Source organism: Keratinibaculum paraultunense (assembly GCF_016767175.1).
GTDB lineage: Bacteria > Bacillota > Clostridia > Tissierellales > Tepidimicrobiaceae > Keratinibaculum > Keratinibaculum paraultunense.
This window is the reverse complement of record NZ_CP068564.1, coordinates 1,090,617-1,114,815: the sequence shown is the minus strand read 5'-3', so window position 1 is coordinate 1,114,815 and position 24,199 is coordinate 1,090,617. Positions and strand designations below refer to the sequence as shown.

Here is a 24,199-nt window from a genome sequence, read left to right as displayed (position 1 = left end):
ATTGCTAGATATTGAAAACAAACTTCACAATGAAGGATATAAACTTATTGCTTGTATAGATGAAGTAGGACGTGGCTGTTTAGCAGGAGATGTAATTGCTTGTGCTATTATAATGCCTGAAGGGTTAATGATAAATGGAGTTGATGATTCAAAAAAACTGACAGCGAAAAAGAGAGAAAAATTATATTATGATATAATTGAAAATTCAATTGCTGTAGGTATTGGGCAAGTAGATTCAAAAATTATAGATGAGATAAACATAAAAGAAAGTGCAAAACTTGCCATGAAGAAAGCAGTATTAAATTTAAAGGATAAGAATAATGAGCAGGTAATTCCAGATTACCTTTTGATAGATGCAGAAAGAGTATCTTTGGATATACCTCAAACTAGTTTAATTAAAGGTGATGCAAAGAGTCACGGTATTGCATGTGCATCAATAATTGCAAAAGTATATAGGGATAGATTGTGTCAAATATGGGACAAACAATTTCCAGGTTATAAAATCAATAAGAATAAAGGATATGGGACTAAAGAGCACAGGGAAGCTATTAAACAAATAGGGCCATCCCCTATTCACAGAATATCTTTTTTAGGTAATATTTTAAGTAAATAAAGGTGGTAAAGCCATTATGAAAATAACAAATTTGTTTAATATATATGATCTCTATAATGATGAAAAGAAGATATCTTTAAAAGAAGGAGATTTAATTAAAGGGAAAATTTTAGAAATTATAGAGGATTTAGCTATTATAGATATTAAAAACTTTGGGGTTGTAAAAGCTTATGTAGAAGGAAATTTTACTCAGTATGAAGACAAACTTATAACATTTACTGTAAAGTCTTTATTGCCTAATAAAATAATACTGACTCCTGTTTTAGAAAAGAATACGAATGATTCTTTAAAACTAACTAATTTAGATTTAGCTATTAAAAAAGAAGAATACTTAATGAATATATTAGCAGAATATAAGTTAGAACAAGATGAGGTAGCTATAGAATTTTTAGATAGTTTAGTAAAATATAATGTTTCTATAAATAGGGAAAATTTAGAGAAAGGGCTTTGGATATTAGATAAATTAGAACAGCTTATAAAAATGTTTGATGAAGATATGGTTTTACTAGTCAATTCTTATGATGAATTAAAATTTATAGGAGATGAAGATATAAGGAATATTCTAATACAACCTAAAGACGAGCATAATGGACAATTTGATATATCAGAATATGTAAAAGAAAAATTTTGTCAACTATTAGAAAGAAACACTATAGATTCAAATTTAATCAAAACTATTAGTATTTTTATTAAATACGATATTAAACCAAGTATGAATAATATAGAATATTTTTTAGAATTGGTTGAAAATACTTATTTATTTTCGGAGAACTTTATGAATTTAGAAAATATAATAGAGAAAAAATTTACAAGCAATGATAAATATAATATTATTAAAAATGATAATTTAAATATGCTAGATCAAAATATTATAAGACATAAGACAAATATACAAAAAATAATACAGTTGTTTAAAGATGGCAATATTAACTTTAAAGATGGGAAAATTGATGATAATATATTTGATAGTATAGAAGAAATTCAAAATAAATTTGAATTTTTACAACAACTTTATGAACATTTAAATATTATATGTTTTCCTTTTAAAATTAGTAAATTTTGGGATGAAGGTTTTATTACTTTAGTAAAGAATAAAAAAAAGAAAGATAATCCTAAAGAAGCAATCAATGTTTTTATAGACTTGAAAACAAATAATTTTGGAAATATAAATATATATTTAAGAGTTATTGAAAATAAAATTGATGTATTGTTTAAAAATATTAACAAGGATGATATTATTTTTTTTAAGGATAAAGAGAACTTATTAAATGAAATGGTAAATAGTACAGGTTATAAAATTAACAGTATTAAATATACAGAAGAGAAAGAAAATAATATGCTAGACTATTTAATAGTGAATCCGAATCCTATTTATTTTTTAGATGTGCAGGTGTAAAAATATGAAACAGGGAAAAAATAAAATTATTAAAAAAGCAGTAGCTCTATCCTATAAAAAAGAATATAATGCTCCAAAAGTAATTGCAAAAGGCAAGGGGGAAATTGCTGAGAAAATTATTGAAAAAGGTCATAAAGAAGGAATTGAAATATATAAAGATGAAAAATTAATAGAAGATTTAATTAAATTAGATTTACATGAGGAAATTCCAGAGGAACTATATGAAGCTGTTTCAGAAATAATCCTATTTGTATATCTTTTAGATAAAGAAAAGGGAGGGAGTAGAGATTAATAACAGGGATAAAGGATTAATAGGGGAAAAATTGGCTTTAGACTATCTTAAATCCCAAGGATATGAAATTTTAGATACAAATTATAGAACTAATATAGGAGAGATAGATATAATAGCCGCTAAATCTGATATATTAACTTTTATAGAAGTAAAAACTAGAACTAGTACTTATTTTGGTTATCCCTATGAAGCAGTAAATGTGGGAAAACAAAATAAGATCATAAAGACTTCTTTTATATATATGAAGGAAAAGAATCTATTTGATTATCAAATAAGATACGATATAATAGAGGTGTTTTTAGCTAAAGAATATAAAATTAATCATATAGAGAATGCTTTTTGTTGATAGTCTAAATAAGATAAAAATGTTTTTTAAAGGGGGACCTTATTATGTATTCCAAAGTTAATACCTGTGTATTACAAGGGTTAAATGGATATGTTATAGAAGTGGAAACAGATTTATCTAAGGGACTTCCTCTATTTAATATTGTAGGGTTAGCTGATATATCTATTAAAGAGTCAAAAGAAAGAGTACGTACTGCTATAAAAAACAGTGGATATGAGTTTCCATTAAATAGGATTACTGTTAATCTAGTTCCAGCTAATTTGAGAAAAGAAGGCTCTCAATTGGATTTAGCCATTGCAGTAGGTATTCTTATGGCTGTAGGAATAATTGACAATACATATGATGATAGTGTAGCATTTATAGGAGAACTTGGTTTAGATGGAAAATTAAATTCTGTGGAAGGTGCTCTTCCAATGGTAATTTCTATGCGTGAATCGAATATTAAAAAATGTATAGTTCCTTATGATAATAGGAATGAATCAGCAGTTGTAGAGGATATAGAAATAATTCCTGTTAAAGATTTAAAACAGGTAGTGGATTTTCTTAATGGAGATGAATGGATAGAGCCTTATAAAACAGAAAATACAATTTTTAAGAGTGAAAAAAAATACAATGGTATAGATTTTAGTGATATAAAGGGACAGGAGAGTTTAAAACGGGCACTAGAGGTGGCTGCTGCTGGAAATCATAATGTATTAATTATTGGTCCTCCAGGGTCTGGAAAAACTATGGCAGCTAAAAGAATACCTACAATATTACCTGACTTAACTTTTGAAGAATCAATAGAAGTTACAAAAATATATAGTGTTGCAGGTCTGCTAGAGTCTAATGCATTGATAAAAAGCCGTCCTTTTAGATCACCTCATCATACTATATCTGTAGCATCATTAATTGGTGGAGGAAGAGTACCTAAACCAGGTGAAGTTTCTTTAGCACATAATGGAGTGCTGTTTTTAGATGAACTGCCAGAATTTAAAAGAGAAGTTATTGAAGTATTAAGGCAACCTATGGAGGATGGAGTGGTTACTATATCTAGAGTAAATGCTAGTTTAACTTATCCATCTAAGTTTATGATGATAGCCAGTATGAACCCATGTCCGTGCGGATATTATGGTGATCCGTATCACGAATGTAATTGTACTCAAAGTAATATAGATAGATATTTATCTAAAATTAGCAATCCTTTATTGGATAGAATAGATATTCATATTGAAGTGTTACCTGTAAATTATAAAGATTTAAGAGATGATAGAAAGATAGATACATCAGAGGATATAAGAAATAGAGTTAATAAGGCTAGAAAAATTCAAATAGAAAGATATAAAGATAAAAACATATATAGTAATTCACAATTAGAGACAAAAGATATAAAAAAGTATTGTAAACTTACTGATGAAGCTGAATTTATCATGAAAAAAGCATTCAAAAAGTATAGGTTTAGCGCTAGAACTTATAATAAAATACTGAAGGTGGGAAGAACAATTGCTGATTTAGACGAAGATGATATTATTAGAGATAAACATATATTGGAAGCTATAAGGTATAGAAGTATGGATAATAAGTATTGGGGGCAGTAGATATGAGAGAAATTTCCAATAGAGAAGTTTTAATATGGTTAAATAGCCTTGGAATTGGAAATAAAAATATAGATAAATTAATGAAACAGACTCCCCAATTGACAGATATTTGGTATACTTCCACTGACATATTATATAGTTTAAAAGGTGTAAAACCTAATATTATAGATAAAATTATATGTAATCGAAAAGAAAAATACATTGATAAATTATTTTATGAATTAAATAAAAAAGAAATTGATGTAATTACTATATTGGATGAAAATTATCCTAAAAGACTTTATAATATATATGATAAACCAAAGGTTTTATATAAAAAGGGAGAATGGCAGGAAAAAGATGAATTTTCTATTGCAGTAGTAGGGTCGAGAAAAACCACTAGTTATGGTAAATGGGCTACTGAAAAACTAGTAAGAGAATTGGTTAATATAGATATAACTATAGTTAGCGGTTTGGCTTTGGGTATTGACGCTATTGCCCATAAAATAGCTATAGAAGAAAATGGCAGGACAATAGGAATTTTGGGAAATGGTTTAGATATAATATATCCAAAGAAAAATGAAAAATTGTATAAAGAAATACCATTAAATGGTATGATCATGACTGAATATTTTTTAGGAGTACCGCCATTAGCATATAATTTTCCTCAGCGAAATAGGTTAATAAGTGGCTTATCCCTTGGAGTATTAGTTATTGAAGCTAAAGAAAAGAGCGGCTCTTTGATAACAGCCCATCATGCTTTGGAGCAAGGCAAAGAAGTATTTGCTTTGCCTGGCAATATTAATAGTATTTTTAGTAGAGGAACTAATAAATTAATTAAAGATGGTGCTAAACTTGTAATGGATATAGATGATATAGTTGAGGAAATATACGAATTACAGGAAAGATTAAAGATACAAAAGAAAGAAACTGTTTCCCTATCAGGATTGAGTCCAGTAGAAATTCAGGTAATAGAATTGGTAAAGGATGGTCCTATACACAAAGATACAATAGCAATAAAAACTGGATTGGATATTTCTACTATAAATAGTATACTTACTATATTGGAATTAAAAGGGATGATTAAAGAAATGACAGGTGGAATATTTACTTTATTATAAGTGTATCATTGTTTGGAGGTGTAAGTATTGCAAAAGAATTTAGTTATAGTTGAGTCACCTGCAAAAGCAAAAACTATTGGAAAATTTTTAGGGAAAAATTATAAAGTTAAAGCTTCTGTAGGACATGTGAGGGATTTGCCTAAAAGTACTTTAGGCATTGATATAAAAAATAATTATAAGCCAAAATATATTACAATTAGAGGTAAAGGACCAGTGGTTAAAGAATTAAAAGATGAGGCCAAAAAATCCAACAAAATCTTTTTAGCTACTGACCCTGATAGAGAAGGAGAAGCTATATCGTGGCATTTAGCTCATATATTAAAAATTCCAGAAGACGAATTAGTAAGAGTTGAATTTAATGAGATAACAAAAAATGCCGTATTAAATGCTATGAAGAAGCCAAGAGCAATTGATAAAAATCTTGTAGATGCACAACAAGCTAGGAGAATATTAGATAGGCTTGTAGGATATAAAATAAGTCCTTTACTTTGGCGAAAGATAAGAAAAGGTTTAAGTGCAGGTAGAGTTCAGTCAGTAGCAGTAAAACTAATATGCGATAGAGAAAAAGAAATAGAGGCTTTTATTCCTGAAGAATATTGGACTATTAAAGCTTTATTAGAAAAAAATGATATTCCATTTGAAGCAAATTTTTATGGTATTATTGAAGACGGTAAGGATAAGAAAATAGAAATTTCTAATAAAGAAGAAGTAGATAAAATAATAAAAAATATAGATGAAGACAATTTTATTGTAGATAGTGTAAGGAAAAGTACTAGAAAAAAGAATCCTTATGCACCTTTTACTACTAGTACTCTTCAACAGGAAAGTTCAAAGAAATTAGGTTTTTCTACTAAAAAAACAATGATGATTGCACAACAACTTTATGAAGGAATAGATATTAAAGGCGAAGGTACAGTAGGACTTATAACATATATTAGAACTGACTCTACTAGAGTATCTGATGAAGCAGTTGAACAAGCAAAAAATTTCATAATTAATAATTATGGAAAAGAATATAATAATGGAGGGAAAAATTATATCAACAAGAGTAAAAAAGAAGCTCAAGATGCTCATGAAGGCATAAGACCTACTTCAGTATTAAGAAAACCTGAAGAAATAAAAAGTTCCTTAACCTTAGATCAATATAAATTATATGATTTAATTTGGAGGAGATTTATAAGTTCTCAGATGGCTCCTGCCAAGTATGACACTATTTCAGTTAGGATAATATCAAATGGAAATGTATTTAGAGCCTCAGGTTCTAAGTTGAATTTTGATGGTTTTTTAAAAATATATAATAATCAAGATAATGATGAGAATGATCTGGAAATACCAAAACTAGTAGAAGGTGAAAAATTAAAAGTAAATAAAATAGAACCTAATCAACATTTCACTCAGCCACCTTCTAGATATACAGAAGCTTCACTTATTAAGACAATGGAAGAGTTAGGAATTGGTAGACCTAGCACTTATGCACCAATTATATCCACTATATTAAATAGAGAATATGTAATTTTAAATAATAAATCTTTTGAACCTACTGAGTTGGGAATTTTAGTAAATGATTTATTAGAAAAATATTTTGGAGAAATAATAAATGAAGAGTTCACTGCAGAATTAGAAGAGAAATTAGATGAAATAGCAGAAGGTAAATATAAATGGCAAGCAGTAGTGGATGATTTTTATAAGGACTTTGAAGTGTTATTGAAAAAAGCAGAAGAAGAAATAGATGAAATGGAAATTCAAGATGAAGTGACTGATGAAATTTGTGAAAAATGTGGAAGGAATATGGTTATAAAATATGGGCGATATGGGAAATTTTTAGCTTGCCCTGGATATCCTGATTGTAAAAATACAAAAGCAATAGTGGATGAATTAGATATTCCATGTCCTCTTTGTGGAGGTAATATCATAAGAAGACGTTCTAAAAAAGGAAGAATTTTTTATGGATGTAGTAATTTTCCAAATTGTAATTTTAGTTCTTGGAATGAACCTATAAAGGAAAAATGTCCACAATGTAATGGAATTATGGTTAAGAAAAAAACTAAAAATGGTATTAAAATTCAGTGTATAAATAAAGAATGCGGATATAAAAGATTTGAAAAGGAGTAAATTTTTCTGTACAATTTGTTAAAAATGTAGTAATCTATTATATGTATAATAAAACATTCAGAATTATCTATCTATTATACTACTATATTTTAGGAATTGAGGTGTTATAATTGTTAAATGGTACTACTATTGTAGCAGTAAAAAAAGAAGGAAAAGTTGCAATTGCTGGGGATGGACAAATTACTTTTGGTGATGCGACCATCATGAAGAATACTGCAAAAAAAGTTAGAAAGATATATAATGATAATGTTATAATAGGATTTGCTGGTTCAGTAGCTGATGCCCTTACTTTAGCAGAGATATTAGAAGAAAAATTGGAACAATATAGTGGAAATCTTAAGCGAGCGGCTGTTGAATTAGCAAAAGAATGGAGAAGAGATAAAGTTTTGAGGCGTTTGGAAGCTATGTTGATTGCAGCAGATAATAAGAATTTACTTCTTATTTCTGGTAATGGAGAAGTGATAGAACCAGAAGAAGGAATAATTGCTATAGGTTCTGGTGGTAATTATGCTTATGCTTCTGGGAAAGCCCTCCTAAAATATTCTAATTTATCTGCAGAGGAAATAGCTAAGGAATCTATTTTAATAGCTTCATCCATATGTATTTATACTAATAATAATATTACTATTGAAGTAATTTAGGAGGAATGATGTATGGTTGAACTTACACCAAAGCAAATAGTTGAAGAATTAGATAAATATATTATTGGGCAAGATAAAGCAAAAAAAGCTGTAGCTATTGCTTTAAGGAATAGATATAGACGAAATTTACTTTCTGAAGAGTTTAAAGACGAGATAAAACCTAAGAATATTCTTATGATAGGACCAACAGGTGTTGGAAAAACTGAAATAGCAAGAAGATTATCAAAATTGGTAAAAGCACCTTTTGTAAAGGTGGAAGCTACTAAATTTACAGAAGTAGGATATGTTGGAAGAGATGTAGATTCTATGATTAGAGATTTAGTGGAAGAATCTATTAGAATGGTTAAAGTAAAAAAATTGAAGAAGTTTATGATAAAAGTGAAAAAATTGCTGATGAGAAAATATTAGATATATTGATTCCTATATCTTCAAAAGGAAAAAACTCTAACCCCTTAGAAGCTCTTTTTAATATTAAAGAAGAGGATGATGAAAATTCATTAAAAGATAAAGAGCTTATAATGAATAAACGAAGAGAGATAAGGGAAAAATTGTTAAATGGAGAATTAGAAGATGAAATTATTGAAATAGATGTAGAAGACAATTATAATTCCACCATAGAGTTGTTTAGTACGTTTGGTATAGAAGAATATAATATAAATATGGAGGATATATTTGGTGATTTTCTACCAAAAAAGACTAAAAAGAAAAAGGTTACAATAAGAGAAGCTAGAAAAATAATAAGTGATCAAGAAGCACAAAAACTTATAGATATGGATGAAGTTGTAAGCTTAGGAATAGAAAGAGCCCAGGAAACAGGCATAATATTTATTGATGAAATAGACAAGATTGCTGGCAAAGATTATGGTGGAGGACCAGATGTATCTAGGGAAGGAGTTCAGCGTGACATACTTCCAATTATAGAAGGTACTACAGTTATGACAAAATATGGACCTGTAAAAACAGATCATATATTATTTATTGCAGCAGGTGCTTTTCATGTTTCAAAGGTAAGTGATTTAATTCCTGAAATTCAAGGAAGATTTCCAATTAGAGTAGAGCTAGAGAGTTTGACAGAAGAAAATTTTGTAGAAATACTTACTAAACCTAAAAATGCTATAATAAAACAGTATCAATTATTACTAGGTACTGAAGGTATTAAGTTAGAGTTTACTGATGAAGCCATCAAAGCTATCGCTAGATATGCATATATTGCAAATGAACAGTCTGAAAATATAGGAGCAAGAAGATTACAAACAGTTCTAGAAAAGCTGTTAGAAGATATCTCTTTTGAAGCATCTGATTTGGATGATAAAGATATAATTATAGATGAAACATATGTAAATGAAAAATTAATGGCACATATACAACAAAGGGATATATCAAAGTATATATTGTAAATAAAAGGAGGATATAGTCGATGGAAACTTTATTACAAAAAACAAGAAGATTAAACAAAACTTTACAGAGTTCAGGATCAAAACCTGTATCATTTCAAGAACTAAGTAAAATACTTAGTGAAATACTAGATGCAAATGTTTATATTGCTAGTAGAAAGGGCAAGGTATTAGGATATGAACTATCCACGGGATTTGATTGTGATATAATTAGATCAGAAATAGTAAAAGAAAAAAGATTTCCTAAAAAGTATAATGATGAGTTATTAAAAGTAAGCGAAACAAAAGAAAATGTACAGGAAATTACAGAATGTGTTTTTGATCAAGTTTCAGAATGTGATTATCCAGATAAAATTACTACTATAATACCTATAAATAGTGGTGGTGAAAGATTAGGGACATTAGTTTTAGCTCGATTTGGTAGAAACTTTACTGAAGATGATTTAGTATTAGCAGAATACAGTGCCACTATAGTAGGGATGGAAATACTTCGTTCTAAAAGTGAAAAAATGGAAGAGGAAGCTAGAAAAAGAGCCATGGTGCAAATGGCTTTGGGTACTTTATCTTATTCTGAATTGGAAGCTATGGAACACATATTTGAAGAATTAGATGGGGATGAAGGTTTACTTGTAGCAAGTAAGGTTGCTGATAGAGTAGGTATTACTAGATCAGTAATAGTTAATGCTCTTCGTAAACTTGAATCTGCAGGAGTAATTGAGTCCAGATCTTTAGGTATGAAAGGTACACATATTAAAATACTAAATGACAAACTTTTAGAAGAATTAGAAAAAACAAGAGAATAATTATAAAAAATAGTGGGGTATCCCACTATTTTTTATTAGGACTTAAGGAGGATTTTTCCATTTTTCAGTAAAATAATACTATAAATATATGCTTTTTTTTGTTATTATATATATTGTAAATGAAAAAAGAGTTATAAAATTTAATATATTGTTAGTTAATGTTGAATTTTACTAGATATTATAATAATATCTATAATAAGAGGTGATAAAATGCTTAAACAATTTTATAACGATATTAATATATTAAACAAAGCGCTAGATGGAATATGGCTAAGAAATAAAGCTATTAACCATAATATAGCTAATGTTGATACTCCAAAATATAAGAGGTTATCTGTTAATTTTGAAGATAAGTTAAAAGAGGCAATAGACAAGCAAGAAAGTAAATTAGTTAGAACTCATCATAAACATCTACCCATAACTAAAAATGTAGAAGATATTGAACCTGAAATAACAGTTGATAGGAATTTTTCTTATAGATTTGACAAAAATAGTGTAGATATAGATATTGAAGCAACAAATCTTGCAAAAAATACTATAATGTATAATGCCCTTGTAGATCAAACTATAGATGAGTTTGATAGAGTAAAAAATGTTATTAGTGAAGGGAGTAGATATTAATGGGTATATTTGATTCAATTAATATTAGTGCTTCTGCACTAGCGGCAGAAAAGACTCGAATTGATATAATAAATAAAAATATTGCAAATGCAAATACAACAAGGGCAACAGGGGGTATGCCATATAGGAGACAGATGGTAGTATTTGAAGAAGATAAAAATAAACCTTTTTCATATTACTTAGAAAAGCAGAGCAATAAATTTAATGGTCAAGGAGTAAAAATAAGAGAAGTAGTAGAGGATGATAGTCCTTTTAGACTAGTATATGAACCTGGACATCCTGATGCTAATGAAGATGGATATGTAATGTTACCTAATGTTGAAATTATGAAAGAAATGGTGGATATGATAGATGCACAAAGGGCTTATGAAGTTAATATTACTGCTATGAATGCAAATAAGGCTATGTTAATGAAGGCATTAGATATAGGTAGGAGGTAGTTAGATGCAAATAAAAACAATTAATACATATAGACCAGCTTTATGCCATGAAAACAAAGAAGGAGATTTTAAAAAACAAACAATAAAATTTGATAATTTATTAAAAGATGCTTTAGATAAAGTAAATCAACTGCAATTAGATAAAGAAGAATATAAAAAGCTTCTCATCACAGGTGAATTGGACAACCTTCATGATGTAACTATTGCAGCAGAAAAAGCAAATGTTGCTCTTCAGTTAACTTTGGGGATAAGAAACAAGGTTGTTGAAGCGTATAAGGAAATTATGAGAATGCAAATATAGAAGATAACACTGGAAGAAATGAGGTGTCAAGGTGGGGGAAACGATACAGCAAATGCGGAACCAATTAAATGAATATTGGCAAGAGATGGATAAAAATAAAAGAAAAAAAATAATCATCATTTCTGTAATTGTAGTTCTTACCGTAGTCATACTTACCATCATACTTTCTAGACCTAAATATGAGGTTCTTTATGAAGATTTATCTTTAAAAGATATGGCTCAAATTACTAAAAAACTAGATGAAATGGGAGTAAAATGGAAAACTCCTAGCAAAGATGATACTACTACTATATTGGTTCCAGCAGATATGAAAAATAAAATAAAAATAGAATTAGCTTCCTATGGATTACCAAAAGAAGGCTACGGCTTTATGGATGCATTTAAAGAGAGTAGCTGGACTATGACTGATTATGATAAGAAGGAAAGAATGAAATATGCTCTTCAAAATGAATTATCATCAACTATATCTGAGATAGATGGTATTGAAAACGCTACTGTTTACATAGATATTAAGGAAGATACAGGTTTTGTATTAGAAGAAGCTGAACTAGAAACTACAGCATCTGTATTTATAGAAAGATCTGATAATAGACCTTTAAAAGCAGAGACAATAGCTGCTATAAAAAACTTGGTAGCTGGTTCCGTAAATATGGATCCAGATAATGTAAAAATAATAGATAGTGAAGGTAAACTATTGACTGATGAACAAGAAGAAGACTTTTTGTTAACTGATCAATTTGTTATTAAAAACAACTTAGAATCAAAAATAAATGATAGTTTAAAAGCTTTTTTAGAAAATGTGTTTGGACCTGGTAATGTAGATATAAGATCCAGTGTTAAAATAAATTTTGATAGTGAAAAAACTAGTGTAGTTGAATTTGCTCCACCAATTGAAGGAAGCGATGAAGGTTTAATAAGAAGTATGGAACAAATAGAAGAACATATGGTGGGGGGGACGGCAGCAGGAAGGCCGGGTCAAGATTCTAATGAATCATACCCTATGCCCGAAGATGGAAATGAAAAATACGATAAAATAAGTAATACAATAAATTATGAATTAAATGAAATAAACAAAGAGATTAGGAAGGCACCAGGTCAAGTGGAAGATATAACTGTGGCTGTACTTATAAATAAGAATGCTATAGTAGATGGGGAATTTACTCCTGCATTGGAAGAAGAAATTGTTGATTTAATTTATGCTGCAACTGGCTTGGATACAAAGCAAGTACAAGTAGTAGCTCAGAATTTTAGAACAACTGATTTAGATGAAGAAAAAGATAAAAAGTCTATTAATTGGTTAGCAATTATATTATCTATAGCTGCGGCATCAGCTGGAGTGGCTTATGGGATATATAGAAGACAAAAACGTCAAGAAGAAGAAAAAGAGATTGGATCAGAAATTGATGAAGAAACATTGATAGAATCTGAAGTGCAAGATCTTGAATTTGAAACAGAGGAATCTAAAATGAAAGCTCAGATTGAAAAGCTTGTAGAAAATAAACCAGAAATAGTAGCACAACTCATAAGAACATGGTTAAATGAATAGGAGCGATTTAATATGGCAAAGAAAAAATTAGATGGAAAAGAAAAAGCAGCTATACTATTAATTACTTTGGGTCCTGAAAAATCTGCAGAGGTATTTAAGCATCTAACTGAAGAGGAAATTGAGGAGTTAACTTTACAAATTGCAAATACTCGAATGGTATCAGCAGAAGAAAAAAATGAAATAGTAGAAGAGTTCTATCAATTAGCATTGGCACAGGAGTATATTTCAGAAGGTGGAATAAATTATGCTAAGGAAGTATTAGAAAGGGCTCTAGGTCCTGATAAAGCTGTTGATATAATTAACAAATTGACATCTTCTTTACATGTTCGACCTTTTGAATTTATTAGGAAGGCAGATCCAAATCAACTATTAAATTATATACAAAATGAGCATCCTCAAACTATAGCTTTAATACTTTCTTATCTCAATCCAGGGCAGGCAGCTCAAATATTAGCAAATCTGCCACCTGAAAAACAAGCTGAGGTTACAAGACGTATTGCCATAATGGATAGAACTTCTCCAGAAGTTGTAAAGGAAATTGAAAAAGTACTAGAGATAAAATTTTCAGGTATGTTGTCTCAGGATTTTACAACTACTGGTGGAGTACAAACAGTAGTGGATATATTGAATTCTGTAGATAGAGGTACTGAGAAGTTTATTATGGAAGAGTTAGATACAATGGATGCAGAATTGAGTGAAGAAATAAGAAAGAGAATGTTTGTATTTGAAGATATTGTATCTTTAGATAATAGAAGTATCCAAAGAATTATTAGAGAGATTGATAATTCTCAATGGGCTATTGCATTAAAGGGTGCAAGTGAAGAAGTTAAAGAAGCTATATTCTCTAATATGAGTAAGAGACTTGTAGAGATGATAAAAGAAGACATAGAGTTCATGGGACCAGTAAGAATAAGAGATATAGAGGAAGCACAACAAAATATTGTAAATGTAATTAGAAAACTTGAAGAAGAAGGAGAAATAATCACTCCGAGAGGAGGAGATGAAATTATTGTCTAATATAATAAAATCTACAAGAGTTATAGAAAAGGGTACAGTATCTAAAAAGGAAGAAAAGTGGGATGCTACTGTATATGATGATCTTTTAGAGGAAGCAAGAAAAAGATATGATGATATAATTGAAGATGCAGTGAAAAAATCTGAAGAAATTATAAATTCTGCTTATGAAAAATCTGAAGAAGTATTAGATGATACACATAAGAGAGCTCAAGATATATTAAAAGAAAATAAAATTAAGGGCTATGATGAAGGTTATAAAAATGGATACAAGAAAGGTTATGATGAAGGTTACAATCAAGGTTATAAAGAAGGAAAAGAAGATTCAAAAATATTAATATCTCAAGCTTTAGATATTAAAAAGGACTATGTAAATAAAAGAAACAGTTTATTAAAAGATACAGAAAAAGATTTAATTCAATTAGTTATATCGATATATGAAAAAATACTTTATAAAAAAGTAGACGAAGATGAAGAAATTATAGTATCGTTAATACTGAAGGGAATAGATAATTTAGAAATATCAGAAAAATTAACAATAATAACATCACAAGAGGATTATGAGATAGTTGAAAAGTATAAAGATGTTATATTGGCTAAAGCAAGTTTAGTGGATGAGATAGATATACGAGTTAATAGTGATATGGTTAAGGGAGATTGTATATTGGAAACCTCTAAAGGTAATATAGATGTAAGTCTTCAAACTCAATTAAAAGAAATTAAAGAGTTACTATTAACTATATTGGATAATGAATGAGTGATATTCATGGAAGAAAGAATAAATATAAAAAAATATATAAAAGAAATTAATAAAAAACGATTTATAAAATATACAGGGAATATTACCAAAGTTACCGGATTAACTATAGAATCCAATGGTCCTATGGCAACAATTGGAGAATTATGCTATATATACCCATATAATAATTCAGAACCTGTATTAGCAGAAGTTGTAGGGTTTAAAGAAGATAAAATACTTTTAATGCCTTTAGGAGATATGGAGGGCATTGCCTCAGGTAGTAAAGTAGTTGCTAGCGGGAAAACTTTAAGAGTAAATGTAGGAGATGAATTAATAGGAAGAGTAATAGATGGATTAGGAAATCCAATAGATGGAAAAGGACCGATAAGAACTGATAAAACGTATCCTGTATCAAATTATCCTCCTAATCCATTAGAAAGAAAAATAATATCTGAACCTTTATCATTTGGTATTAAAGCAATAGATGGATTATTAACTTGCGGCAAAGGTCAAAGAATAGGTATATTTTCAGGAAGTGGAGTAGGGAAAAGTACTCTTATGGGTATGGTTTCTAGAAATAGTTCTGCAGATATAAACGTAATAGGTCTAATTGGAGAAAGAGGTAGAGAAGTTAGAGAATTTATAGAAAAGGACTTAAAGGAAGAGGGTTTAAAAAAATCTGTAGTAGTTGTTGTTACATCAGATCAACCTGCATTGATAAGAGTCAAGGGAGCATTGGTGGCAACAGCTATTGCAGAATATTTTAGAGATAATGGTAATGATGTTATGCTACTCATGGATTCCCTCACTAGATTTGCGATGGCTCAAAGAGAAATTGGACTAGCTATAGGAGAGCCCCCAGTAACCAGAGGTTTTACACCTTCTGTTTTTGCAGTAATGCCTAAACTTTTAGAAAGGGCAGGTACTTCTTCTAAAGGCACTATAACGGGATTATATACGGTATTAGTAGATGGAGATGATTTTAATGAACCAGTTACAGATACAGTACGAGGAATAATCGATGGACATATTATATTGTCAAGAAAATTAGCAAACCAAAATCATTATCCAGCTATAGATGTATTAGCTAGCGTTAGCAGGGTAATGCCAAGTATAATAGAAAAAGAACATTTGAATATGGCTAATGCTATAAAAGATGTAATGGCAACTTATAGAGAATCTGAGGATTTAATTAATATTGGAGCATATAAAATGGGCTCAAATAGAAAAATCGATATAGCGATTCAACTGAAGGAAGATATAGATAAACTATTAAAACAAGAAGTTTTAGAAAGTTATCCATTTGAAGAAACCATTTCTATTATGAAAGCAATATATGAAAAGATAAACAACTTTTAATGGGGGAATGGTGGATGGCAAATTTTAATTTTAGATTTGAAAGGGTTCTAAATTATAAAAAGACTATTGAAGACTATAAGAAAAGTCAATATGGAGTAGCACAAAAAAAATTAATTGCAGAAGAAGATAAATTAAATGAAATTAATCAAATTATAACAAATGTAAAAGATGAAAAAAACATATCTACTGAAGAAACTAGTGTTGGCAACTTAGTTATGTATAATAATTATATTAATGATTTAAGTAAGAAATTAAATTTACAAAAACAAATTGTTGAAAACATTAGGAAAGATGCTGAAAAAGCAAAAGAAGAGATGATAAATGCTGTGAAGGAAAAGAAAATATTTGAAAAATTAAAAGAGCAGGAATATAAGAAGCATATCTATCATTTACAAAAAAATGAAGAAAAACATATAGATTCAATTATAAGTTATAAAACTAGTACCCAATAATAGGGGGATTAAATATGGAAAATATGGAAAACATCGAAGGAGCAAAAAAAAAGAAAAAATGGAAAGCAAAGTTAATACTAATTTTCGTGTTGATAATCATACCTTTATCAATATTAACTTTTATGTACTTTAATAATAAATCCTTCAATACTAAAGCAAATAGTGTATTAAGTAAATTGCCAGGGAAATTAGGGTATAAATTTGCTAACTCAGACGATGAGGATAATGAATATAAAAAAGAATACTTAGCTAGTTATCTTTTGTCTTTAGATCCAAGTGCAGCTGTTGATAAATTGTATATAATAAAAAAAGAAGATGGAAAACTGTATGCTGAACTAATAAAAAACATGAATTCAAATTCTCCAACAAAAACTAGCGAAATAATAACAATGATTAGAAATAGAGAGCAGAGTAAAAATCTTCTTTCTTCTATGTATGATGAAATAAAAAAAGGAAAAGAAAAAGAATTTATGGATGAAATAAATAGATTAGAAAATCAAGATTTGCTAATTACGATTAAAGAGATAACAAATAGGATAGAGAATGATAAGGATTTTAAAGATAATTTATCCGAAGTATTTAGTTTGATGAATGAAGATATAGTTGTAGATATATTATACTATTTAGATGAACCTTATGAAAATGAAATATTATATTCATTAAAAAGTGATAAAAGGTCAAGTATAGAAAGTAAATTATTGGATAAGAAAGCAAAATATTTAAGATTAGCTGATTTAGCTAGATTGTATGAAGTAAAACCTATTGAAATTGCAGTGGAGGAAATAGGAAATACTGATACTTATAATATGAATGAATTAGGAATTATTTATAAAAATTTATCTGTACTCAAATCAGCAGAAATACTATCAAAAATAAATGATGATGAATTTATACAAGAACTATTTAATGTAATTAGAAGGGAAGAAGAATTAAGTGGAGAAGAAGAGTCTATAACTACAGAAATTAGTAAAACTATACAATTTATGACAGAATATAACGAAAAAATTAATGATCTAGTTACTGTATATGAAAAGATGAGCCCTGATAAAGTTGCAAAGATTGTAGAGAAGATGATGGATAATGATGCAACTGTAACACAATTAGAAATATTTTCCGAACCAGCTTATGAAATTTCTGATTCTAGCATAGTTATAGATGTATTATCTAGAATGAAAAACAAGGCTTTATCTAATATTATGAACTATATAAGTACTGATAAAGCTTCTAAATTAACTCAAAAGTTAGCTGAACCTCAAATTTAAATTCAACTATTATGAAAGGAGGTGAAAAAGTGTTAAATGTAAATTCTATTTTAGAAGATATAAAAACATCTAATGGCAATTTTTCTGCTATTAAATCTGCTAAAAAAAATCAAGAAAATTTTGCTAAAAAATTTGAAAAATATATAAAGGAACAAAATGAAATAGGCAATATTAATAAGCAATATAAAGGTTCTAGTAAAAAAACAAAATTTAAAAATGGAATCACTAAAAAACATATTCAAGATGAGTTACCTACTGATAAAAGAAATAAAAATAAAGGAGAGGAAGTAAAAGATGAACTATTAGTTTTAATAAGTTCATTATTAAAACTAATAGAAGAATTAGATGATTTAGAAATTAAAAATATATCTAGTGAATTTGATCTTCTAAAGTTTCAAAATATCAACTTTCAAGATGTTAAAAATATAAAAATTGAACATTTATTAGACAACTTATTATTGGAGGATTTAACGTTAAATGAAGTGATAGAGTTAATTGAAAATATTGAAGCTCTTTTACCTAAAATTAAAAATAATACAGAAGAAAAATTAATAATAGAAAGTATTTATGATACTTTAGAAGAAATATTAAGTAAATTTAAGGATGCAATAAAAAAAGATGATTTTGCTAATTTAGACAGGCAAATATTTACAAGAAGGGATTTAGAAGATAATAACATAAAGAATAATAATGATATTAAAAATAGTAATAGTAATAAAAATATAGAAGAGTTAGAAGATATAGATGACTTAATGATTGGTTCAACAATGGAAGATTATTTTGATATTCAAGAAGATAAAATAAGATCAACTGAATTATTAAAAAAAGAATTTGTATCTGAAGATGAAGCAGTTATAGCAGATGAAATGTTAATTGTTAATGAACAAGAAGTTGTAGGAGAACAGCCTGAATTTAATAATGAATTTAAAAATGACTATAATAATTTAATATTTGGAATTATTAATGAGAAATTTGATTCAGAAAACATTGAGTCAAATGAACAAAAACTTCAACAAGTAGATTATAAAGATATATTTAAGCAAATAGTTGATAAGGTGAAAGTAAATTTAGAAAATTCTAAGCAAGAAGTAAAAATTAAATTAAAACCAGAAATTCTTGGAGATTTATTGTTGAAGATGGAAATGGAGAAAGGATCTATATTAGCAAAAATAATGGTAGATAATTACAAAACCAAAGATATTATAGAGGCAAATTTGTATCAACTTAAAGAAGATATGAGAGAAAATGGATTGGAAATAAAGGCTTTTGAGGTGTTTGTAGGAACAAATGAAGATTTTAAAAGAGAAAGTGATTTAGATTTTAATTCAAACAAAAAGCAGAATAAATCATCAACTAAATTAAAAATTAAAAATAAAGAATTAATAGAAAAAGAGACATACCTGCAAAATACATTACCAATTATAAATGAAAAAGGGAGTATAAATTTATTGGCTTAAGGAGGTGTTAATATGAAAATAGGTAATATAGAATATAAAGAACATATTCGTTATATTGATGATGAAATAGATAATAAAAAACCTTTAGAAACTAAAAAAAACGATTTAGATAAAGATGCTTTTTTAAGATTATTAACAACACAATTAGCTAATCAAGATCCTTTAAATCCAATGGAAGACAAGGAATTTATAGCGCAATTAGCACAATTTAGCTCTTTAGAACAGATGCAAAATTTAAATAAGAATGTTGAAAATTTAAGTGAAGAATTGTTAGAGACTATGGATATAATTAATTTAAATCAAATTCAAGCAAATGTATTAATGCTTAAAGAAATAACTAATATTAGAAAAGCTTTAGAAACTTATTTTGGAAAAGATCCTGAAGATCAAGTTGGGAAAATAGAATTATGGACTAAAATAAAAGCCGCTGAAGAACTGAAGGAAGCCAATTATACAAAAGAAACTTGGGAAAAATTTAGCATAGCTTTATTAGCTGCTAAGGAAATATTTGATAAAGAAGATCCAGCTTTAGAAGAAATTCAAAATGCTTATGATGAATTGGTTACTGCAATAGAAAATTTAGAAAAAGCAGATTCTAAGGAAGATGATTAATGTAATTCAAGAATAGGATGATAACTGTGAATAATATAAAAATAAAACAATTAGAAAATCAAATCATTAACTCATCGCAAAACAATAGGAAAATGAATAATATATCTAATAAAAATTTTAAAGATATACTTGAAAAAACACAAAATAAAAATAATGAAATTAAATTTTCTAAACATGCTATTTCAAGGATAGATACAAGAAATATCAAATTAAGTGAAGATGAATTGGAACAATTAAAAATTGGATTTAATAAAGCAGAAGAAAAAGGAATAAAGGATGCTTTAATATTTGTAGGAGATAAGGCTTTTATTGCTAGTATAAAAAACAAAACTATAATAACTACATTTAATAAAGCACAATTAAAAAACAATGTATTTACAAATATAGATGGGGCAGTTATTGTATAACTGGACCTTTTAGGAGGTTATGTATATCTGACTGATTGATGATATACAACTGCCCAATTGATGGGAGGTAATATTTATGATGAGATCAATGTATTCTGGTATATCAGGGTTGAGAGTCCATCAAAACAAGATGGATGTTATAGGAAATAATATAGCTAATGTCAATACTGTAGGCTACAAAAGGGGTGCTATGACGTTTCAAGAGGTATTTAGTCAAGTAATTAGAGGAGCTAGTGCACCTCAAGAAGGCAGAGGAGGTACCAATCCACAACAAATAGGGTTAGGTGTATCTATTGGATCTATTAATACAATCCATAGCAAAGGACCTGCACAAAGAACGGATAATCCTGAAGACTTAATGATAGATGGAGAAGGCTTTTTTGTAGTATCTGATGATACTAATTTTGAGAATAGATACTATACCAGGGCAGGAAATTTTACCTTGGACAGAGATGGGAACCTAGTTACAGCTGATGGATATAAAGTGCTGGGATATTTAGCTGACGAAGATGGAAATATTACTTCAGAAATAGGGGGCATTAGAATAAACAGATCAGAGACAAAGGCTCCCACTGCAACAACTAAGATTATATTTGAAGGTAACCTTGACTCTAGGATTGAAGCAGGGGATCAAAATGCTCATAAGGCAGATACCGTTATAAAAGATAGCCTCGGTAATTCGTACATTATAACCTTTAAATTTGTTAAAAATGAAATTAAAACAGGCGATGATGACAAAGCCTTTAGTTGGACTATGAGTGTAGATAGGATAACAGATCAAGCAACAGGAAATTATGTAGAGGCTACTGACTTAAAAGATGTATTAGAAAATAATAATGAGCTAAAACTGATATTTAACGCCGAGGGAAAACTAGTTAGTATTGGAGGCTCCCCTGTGGAAGGTGAGGATGCTGAAACCTTCAGATTTGAGCTAACAAATTTAAATGCTATTAAGTTTAATAGAAATAGAGATGAAAAGGAAATAGATAAGGTAGCTCCATCGGGAAACTTTAGTGATATAATCTTATTTAGTTCAGACGATAAAGATAGTTACAGGCTACTTACCCAATATGCCAACGATATGGATGCAAAACCTTATGCAAAGGATGGAAATTCTTCAGGAAAATTAGAAGGATATTCTATTGATGATACAGGAACTGTAGTAGGTATTTTTACCAATGGTGAGAGAAAAGCTTTAGGACAAATTATGTTGGCTAAATTTGATAATCCAATGGGACTTCAAAAAATGGGTAACAATTTCTTTGTTGATACTAGAAACTCTGGAGAACCTCAATTTGGAAGAGCTGCTAGTAGTGGGTATGGACCTATTGCAGCAGGAACTTTAGAGATGTCTAATGTAGATTTATCTATGGAATTTACAGAAATGATTACTACTCAAAGGGGTTTTCAAGCTAACTCAAGAATTATAACTACATCAGATGAGATGTTACAAGAGTTAGTTAATATGAAAAGATAACTTATTTTAAAAGAAGGGTAGTTGGTTCTACCCTTCTTTCAAAGGTGGGATACTATGATTAAAGTAAAAAGATTAAACGGTAAAGAATTTGTAGTAAATAGTGACTTAATATTGTATGTAGAGGAAACCCCGGATACAGTTATTACACTTACTACGGGTCAAAAGATAGTAGTAGCTGAAACGGTAGATGAGATAATAGATAAAGTTGTAGATTTTAAGTCTAAACCTATAATGTATATAAGAAAAATGGAAGGGAAAGAGGTGTAGCAATTGGACATATCAACAATAGTTGGTCTCCTTTTAGGACTTGTATTTATTGTAGGGGGAATACTTTCATCAGGGGAGTTAAAAGCTTACATAGACATACCTTCTTTAATTATTACATTAGGAGGAACAATAGCTTCAACTTTAGCTAGTTTTCCCATGGAAGATTTTCTTAAAACATTTAAGGTTATAAAAAAAGCTTTTTCTTATGAAGAAATATCTCCTGATGAAGTGATACAAGAAATCATTAGTTTAGCTAATGTAGCAAGAAAAGAAGGATTACTTTCTTTAGAGGAATATGCAGAAAAATTAGAAGATGAGTTTTTACAAAAAGGGATTATGTTGGTGGTTGATGGGACTGATCCTGAATTGGTAAGAAATATAATGGAAACAGAGTTGGTTTTTTTAGAGGAGAGGCACGCAGAAGGGCAAAGTATATTTGAAACAATGGCTACATATGCACCTGCTTTTGGTATGATTGGGACATTAATTGGATTAATAAATATGTTACGTCAATTAGATGATCCAAGTTCTATAGGTCCAAATATGTCTGTAGCATTAGTAACTACATTTTATGGTTCCATGTTAGCTAATGTGATATTTTTACCTTTGGCACAAAAATTAAAGATTAGAAGTAAATCAGAAATATTGGTCAAAGAATTAATGGTAGAAGGATTATTATCTATACAAGCAGGGGAAAATCCTAGAATTATAGAAGAAAAGCTAAAAACATTTATACCTCCTGAGATGAGAAAGGATTATAGGAAACAAGTAGAGAAAGAGGGAGTATGATGAGAAAAAGAAGGCGAAAAGAAGAAGAAAGTAATGTTGGAAATTGGCTTACAACTTATAGTGATATGGTTACATTATTGTTGTGTTTTTTTGTACTCTTGTTTTCTTTTTCAGAGATTGATGCTCAAAAATTTAGAAGTATAATGAGTAGTTTTCAAGGAGGTACAGGAGTATTAGAGGGAGGAACAACTTTAGATTTAAATGAAAATCTTGAATCTTCTGAAGGGTTATTGGAAGAGGACTTAGAAGAATTAAAAGATATTTTAGAGAAATATGCCGATAGCATAGGACTTGGTGAAGAAATAATTTTATCAGTAGAAGAAAGAGGCTTAGTAGTGAGATTTATGGATAGTGTCCTTTTTGATTCAGGAAAAGCAGATTTAAAACCAGAATCTAAAAAAATACTAAAAAATGTAGCTGATATATTAAACAGAGATGAATTTAAAGATAAATTGATTAAAGTTGAAGGGCATACTGATACAGATCCTATAATTTATTCTAAAAAATATCCAACAAATTGGGAGTTATCTGCTATTAGAGCTACTAATGTACTAAGGTATCTTGTTGAAGAAGGAAATATTAAAGGTAGTAGAATTTCATCTTCTGGGTATAGTTATTATAGACCAATAGCTCCTAATGATACCCCAGAAAACAAGGCAAAAAATAGGAGAGTAGACATAGTTATTTTACAATCGTCTTTTGAAGAAATAGAACCATAGCAAAATGAAATGGAGTGATAATATGAATAATAGGAATGTAATATTAATTGTTCTGTTAATTCTAGTAGTCGTTTTAGCGGTAGTAGGTATTGTATTAGGCGTGACATTTTATCGTAATAATAAAAATGGTAATAATTCTAATAAGAAGAATTTAGAAACATTTAATTTAACTTTGGAAGATATGTATTGTAATATAAAAGATAGTAAAAAGATAGTTAAAGTAAAAATAACCATAGAGACAAATAATAAAGAAACATTAGAATTACTGGAGAAAAAACAGTTCTTAATAAGAGACGACATAAATAAAATAATTAGAAATAAGACTGAAGAAGAATTACAGGGTGAAGAAGGTCAGATAAAATTACAGAAAGAGATAAAGGAAAGTTTAATAAAATTGTTCAATGATGAAACAATAACAAATGTATATTTTGATGATCTAATTATTCAATAAGGAGGAGAGGTG

General features: G+C 28.7%; 28 protein-coding genes. All 28 read left to right on the top strand.

Annotation, left to right across the window (positions count from 1 at the left end; genetic code table 11):
* The first annotated feature begins 1 nt into the window (after position 1).
* The 28 genes from JL105_RS05510 to JL105_RS05380 all read left to right on the top strand — a co-directional run bounded on the left by JL105_RS05510 (position 2) and on the right by JL105_RS05380 (position 24,187).
* Entirely contained in the window at positions 2–613 is a 612-nt protein-coding gene (locus JL105_RS05510; RefSeq protein ID WP_132027197.1) for a ribonuclease HII, read from the top strand.
* 16 nt (positions 614–629) lie between these two features.
* Positions 630–2,009: a hypothetical protein gene (locus JL105_RS05505; RefSeq protein ID WP_132027199.1), complete on the top strand. Its 1,380-nt coding sequence runs from the start codon at positions 630–632 to the stop codon at positions 2,007–2,009.
* 4 nt (positions 2,010–2,013) lie between these two features.
* On the top strand, positions 2,014–2,301 hold the full coding sequence (locus JL105_RS05500; protein WP_132027201.1) for an EscU/YscU/HrcU family type III secretion system export apparatus switch protein: 288 nt from the start codon (positions 2,014–2,016) through the stop codon (positions 2,299–2,301).
* A gap of 31 nt (positions 2,302–2,332) precedes the next feature.
* Complete coding sequence (locus JL105_RS05495) at positions 2,333–2,647, top strand: YraN family protein (protein ID WP_237722317.1); 315 nt, start codon at positions 2,333–2,335, stop codon at positions 2,645–2,647.
* Positions 2,648–2,691: 44 nt separating this feature from the next.
* On the top strand, positions 2,692–4,224 hold the full coding sequence (locus JL105_RS05490) for a YifB family Mg chelatase-like AAA ATPase (protein WP_132027205.1): 1,533 nt from the start codon (positions 2,692–2,694) through the stop codon (positions 4,222–4,224).
* Between the two features lie 2 nt (positions 4,225–4,226).
* Entirely contained in the window at positions 4,227–5,324 is a 1,098-nt protein-coding gene (gene dprA, locus JL105_RS05485; RefSeq protein WP_132027207.1) for a DNA-processing protein DprA, read from the top strand.
* A 27-nt stretch (positions 5,325–5,351) separates the two neighbouring features.
* On the top strand, positions 5,352–7,436 hold the full coding sequence (topA, locus tag JL105_RS05480) for a type I DNA topoisomerase (RefSeq protein ID WP_132027209.1): 2,085 nt from the start codon (positions 5,352–5,354) through the stop codon (positions 7,434–7,436).
* Between the two features lie 110 nt (positions 7,437–7,546).
* On the top strand, positions 7,547–8,077 hold the full coding sequence (gene hslV, locus JL105_RS05475) for an ATP-dependent protease subunit HslV (RefSeq protein ID WP_202690631.1): 531 nt from the start codon (positions 7,547–7,549) through the stop codon (positions 8,075–8,077).
* Positions 8,078–8,089: 12 nt separating this feature from the next.
* Positions 8,090–8,485 carry an AAA family ATPase gene (locus JL105_RS11760; protein ID WP_273542375.1) on the top strand — a complete coding sequence of 132 codons (396 nt, stop codon included), beginning with the start codon at positions 8,090–8,092 and terminating at the stop codon, positions 8,483–8,485.
* Complete coding sequence (gene hslU / locus JL105_RS05470; RefSeq protein WP_337907531.1) at positions 8,434–9,474, top strand: ATP-dependent protease ATPase subunit HslU; 1,041 nt, start codon at positions 8,434–8,436, stop codon at positions 9,472–9,474. Before JL105_RS11760 ends, hslU begins: the two co-directional genes overlap by 52 nt.
* A gap of 20 nt (positions 9,475–9,494) precedes the next feature.
* Positions 9,495–10,274 carry a GTP-sensing pleiotropic transcriptional regulator CodY gene (gene codY / locus JL105_RS05465; RefSeq protein WP_132027215.1) on the top strand — a complete coding sequence of 260 codons (780 nt, stop codon included), beginning with the start codon at positions 9,495–9,497 and terminating at the stop codon, positions 10,272–10,274.
* A gap of 210 nt (positions 10,275–10,484) precedes the next feature.
* Positions 10,485–10,895, top strand: a complete 411-nt coding sequence (gene flgB, locus JL105_RS05460) for a flagellar basal body rod protein FlgB (RefSeq protein WP_132027217.1) — start codon at positions 10,485–10,487, stop codon at positions 10,893–10,895.
* Positions 10,895–11,335: a flagellar basal body rod protein FlgC gene (gene flgC / locus JL105_RS05455; RefSeq protein ID WP_132027219.1), complete on the top strand. Its 441-nt coding sequence runs from the start codon at positions 10,895–10,897 to the stop codon at positions 11,333–11,335. Before flgB ends, flgC begins: the two co-directional genes overlap by 1 nt.
* A 4-nt stretch (positions 11,336–11,339) precedes the next feature.
* Positions 11,340–11,636, top strand: coding sequence for a flagellar hook-basal body complex protein FliE (fliE, locus tag JL105_RS05450; protein ID WP_132027221.1), 297 nt, complete (start codon positions 11,340–11,342; stop codon positions 11,634–11,636).
* Positions 11,637–11,688: 52 nt separating this feature from the next.
* Positions 11,689–13,182, top strand: a complete 1,494-nt coding sequence (fliF, locus tag JL105_RS05445) for a flagellar basal-body MS-ring/collar protein FliF (RefSeq protein ID WP_158279996.1) — start codon at positions 11,689–11,691, stop codon at positions 13,180–13,182.
* A 12-nt stretch (positions 13,183–13,194) separates the two neighbouring features.
* Entirely contained in the window at positions 13,195–14,199 is a 1,005-nt protein-coding gene (gene fliG, locus JL105_RS05440; RefSeq protein ID WP_132027225.1) for a flagellar motor switch protein FliG, read from the top strand.
* Positions 14,192–14,953 carry a FliH/SctL family protein gene (locus JL105_RS05435; protein WP_158279997.1) on the top strand — a complete coding sequence of 254 codons (762 nt, stop codon included), beginning with the start codon at positions 14,192–14,194 and terminating at the stop codon, positions 14,951–14,953. Before fliG ends, JL105_RS05435 begins: the two co-directional genes overlap by 8 nt.
* A 9-nt stretch (positions 14,954–14,962) precedes the next feature.
* Complete coding sequence (gene fliI / locus JL105_RS05430) at positions 14,963–16,294, top strand: flagellar protein export ATPase FliI (RefSeq protein ID WP_132027229.1); 1,332 nt, start codon at positions 14,963–14,965, stop codon at positions 16,292–16,294.
* Positions 16,295–16,308: 14 nt separating this feature from the next.
* Positions 16,309–16,746 carry a flagellar export protein FliJ gene (gene fliJ, locus JL105_RS05425; protein WP_158279998.1) on the top strand — a complete coding sequence of 146 codons (438 nt, stop codon included), beginning with the start codon at positions 16,309–16,311 and terminating at the stop codon, positions 16,744–16,746.
* 14 nt (positions 16,747–16,760) lie between these two features.
* The gene (locus JL105_RS05420) at positions 16,761–18,008 is read left to right on the top strand and encodes a MotE family protein (RefSeq protein WP_132027233.1); all 1,248 of its coding nucleotides are present in this window, start codon (positions 16,761–16,763) and stop codon (positions 18,006–18,008) included.
* Positions 18,009–18,037: 29 nt separating this feature from the next.
* Positions 18,038–19,465, top strand: a complete 1,428-nt coding sequence (locus JL105_RS05415) for a flagellar hook-length control protein FliK (RefSeq protein WP_158279999.1) — start codon at positions 18,038–18,040, stop codon at positions 19,463–19,465.
* Between the two features lie 12 nt (positions 19,466–19,477).
* The gene (locus tag JL105_RS05410) at positions 19,478–20,077 is read left to right on the top strand and encodes a flagellar hook assembly protein FlgD (protein ID WP_132027237.1); all 600 of its coding nucleotides are present in this window, start codon (positions 19,478–19,480) and stop codon (positions 20,075–20,077) included.
* Positions 20,078–20,094: 17 nt separating this feature from the next.
* On the top strand, positions 20,095–20,484 hold the full coding sequence (locus JL105_RS05405) for a TIGR02530 family flagellar biosynthesis protein (protein WP_132027239.1): 390 nt from the start codon (positions 20,095–20,097) through the stop codon (positions 20,482–20,484).
* Positions 20,485–20,560: 76 nt separating this feature from the next.
* A complete protein-coding gene (locus tag JL105_RS05400; RefSeq protein ID WP_132027241.1) occupies positions 20,561–21,961 on the top strand; it encodes a flagellar hook protein FlgE in 1,401 nt (466 codons plus the stop codon).
* Between the two features lie 54 nt (positions 21,962–22,015).
* Positions 22,016–22,228 carry a flagellar FlbD family protein gene (locus JL105_RS05395; RefSeq protein WP_132027243.1) on the top strand — a complete coding sequence of 71 codons (213 nt, stop codon included), beginning with the start codon at positions 22,016–22,018 and terminating at the stop codon, positions 22,226–22,228.
* Positions 22,229–22,231: 3 nt separating this feature from the next.
* Positions 22,232–23,017 (top strand): flagellar motor protein, encoded by a 786-nt coding sequence (locus tag JL105_RS05390; protein ID WP_132027245.1) that lies wholly within the window; start codon positions 22,232–22,234, stop codon positions 23,015–23,017.
* Complete coding sequence (locus JL105_RS05385; protein WP_202690630.1) at positions 23,017–23,736, top strand: OmpA/MotB family protein; 720 nt, start codon at positions 23,017–23,019, stop codon at positions 23,734–23,736. The genes JL105_RS05390 and JL105_RS05385 overlap by 1 nt, the downstream gene beginning before the upstream one ends.
* Positions 23,737–23,758: 22 nt before the next feature.
* Positions 23,759–24,187, top strand: coding sequence for a flagellar basal body-associated FliL family protein (locus JL105_RS05380; RefSeq protein ID WP_158280000.1), 429 nt, complete (start codon positions 23,759–23,761; stop codon positions 24,185–24,187).
* Positions 24,188–24,199: the final 12 nt, after the last annotated feature.

What these genes read in the sequence shown, in the direction of transcription:
- JL105_RS05505 (WP_132027199.1), top strand. Translation starts at nt 630, where the DNA reads ATGAAAATAACAAATTTGTTTAATATATATGATCTCTATAATGATGAA.
- JL105_RS05500 (WP_132027201.1), top strand. Translation starts at nt 2,014, where the DNA reads ATGAAACAGGGAAAAAATAAAATTATTAAAAAAGCAGTAGCTCTATCC.
- JL105_RS05490 (WP_132027205.1), top strand. Translation starts at nt 2,692, where the DNA reads ATGTATTCCAAAGTTAATACCTGTGTATTACAAGGGTTAAATGGATAT.
- dprA (WP_132027207.1), top strand. Translation starts at nt 4,227, where the DNA reads ATGAGAGAAATTTCCAATAGAGAAGTTTTAATATGGTTAAATAGCCTT.
- JL105_RS11760 (WP_273542375.1), top strand. Translation starts at nt 8,090, where the DNA reads ATGGTTGAACTTACACCAAAGCAAATAGTTGAAGAATTAGATAAATAT.
- codY (WP_132027215.1), top strand. Translation starts at nt 9,495, where the DNA reads ATGGAAACTTTATTACAAAAAACAAGAAGATTAAACAAAACTTTACAG.
- flgB (WP_132027217.1), top strand. Translation starts at nt 10,485, where the DNA reads ATGCTTAAACAATTTTATAACGATATTAATATATTAAACAAAGCGCTA.
- flgC (WP_132027219.1), top strand. Translation starts at nt 10,895, where the DNA reads ATGGGTATATTTGATTCAATTAATATTAGTGCTTCTGCACTAGCGGCA.
- fliE (WP_132027221.1), top strand. Translation starts at nt 11,340, where the DNA reads ATGCAAATAAAAACAATTAATACATATAGACCAGCTTTATGCCATGAA.
- fliF (WP_158279996.1), top strand. Translation starts at nt 11,689, where the DNA reads ATGCGGAACCAATTAAATGAATATTGGCAAGAGATGGATAAAAATAAA.
- fliG (WP_132027225.1), top strand. Translation starts at nt 13,195, where the DNA reads ATGGCAAAGAAAAAATTAGATGGAAAAGAAAAAGCAGCTATACTATTA.
- fliI (WP_132027229.1), top strand. Translation starts at nt 14,963, where the DNA reads ATGGAAGAAAGAATAAATATAAAAAAATATATAAAAGAAATTAATAAA.
- fliJ (WP_158279998.1), top strand. Translation starts at nt 16,309, where the DNA reads ATGGCAAATTTTAATTTTAGATTTGAAAGGGTTCTAAATTATAAAAAG.
- JL105_RS05420 (WP_132027233.1), top strand. Translation starts at nt 16,761, where the DNA reads ATGGAAAATATGGAAAACATCGAAGGAGCAAAAAAAAAGAAAAAATGG.
- JL105_RS05410 (WP_132027237.1), top strand. Translation starts at nt 19,478, where the DNA reads ATGAAAATAGGTAATATAGAATATAAAGAACATATTCGTTATATTGAT.
- JL105_RS05405 (WP_132027239.1), top strand. Translation starts at nt 20,095, where the DNA reads ATGATAACTGTGAATAATATAAAAATAAAACAATTAGAAAATCAAATC.
- JL105_RS05400 (WP_132027241.1), top strand. Translation starts at nt 20,561, where the DNA reads ATGATGAGATCAATGTATTCTGGTATATCAGGGTTGAGAGTCCATCAA.
- JL105_RS05395 (WP_132027243.1), top strand. Translation starts at nt 22,016, where the DNA reads ATGATTAAAGTAAAAAGATTAAACGGTAAAGAATTTGTAGTAAATAGT.
- JL105_RS05385 (WP_202690630.1), top strand. Translation starts at nt 23,017, where the DNA reads ATGAGAAAAAGAAGGCGAAAAGAAGAAGAAAGTAATGTTGGAAATTGG.
- JL105_RS05380 (WP_158280000.1), top strand. Translation starts at nt 23,759, where the DNA reads ATGAATAATAGGAATGTAATATTAATTGTTCTGTTAATTCTAGTAGTC.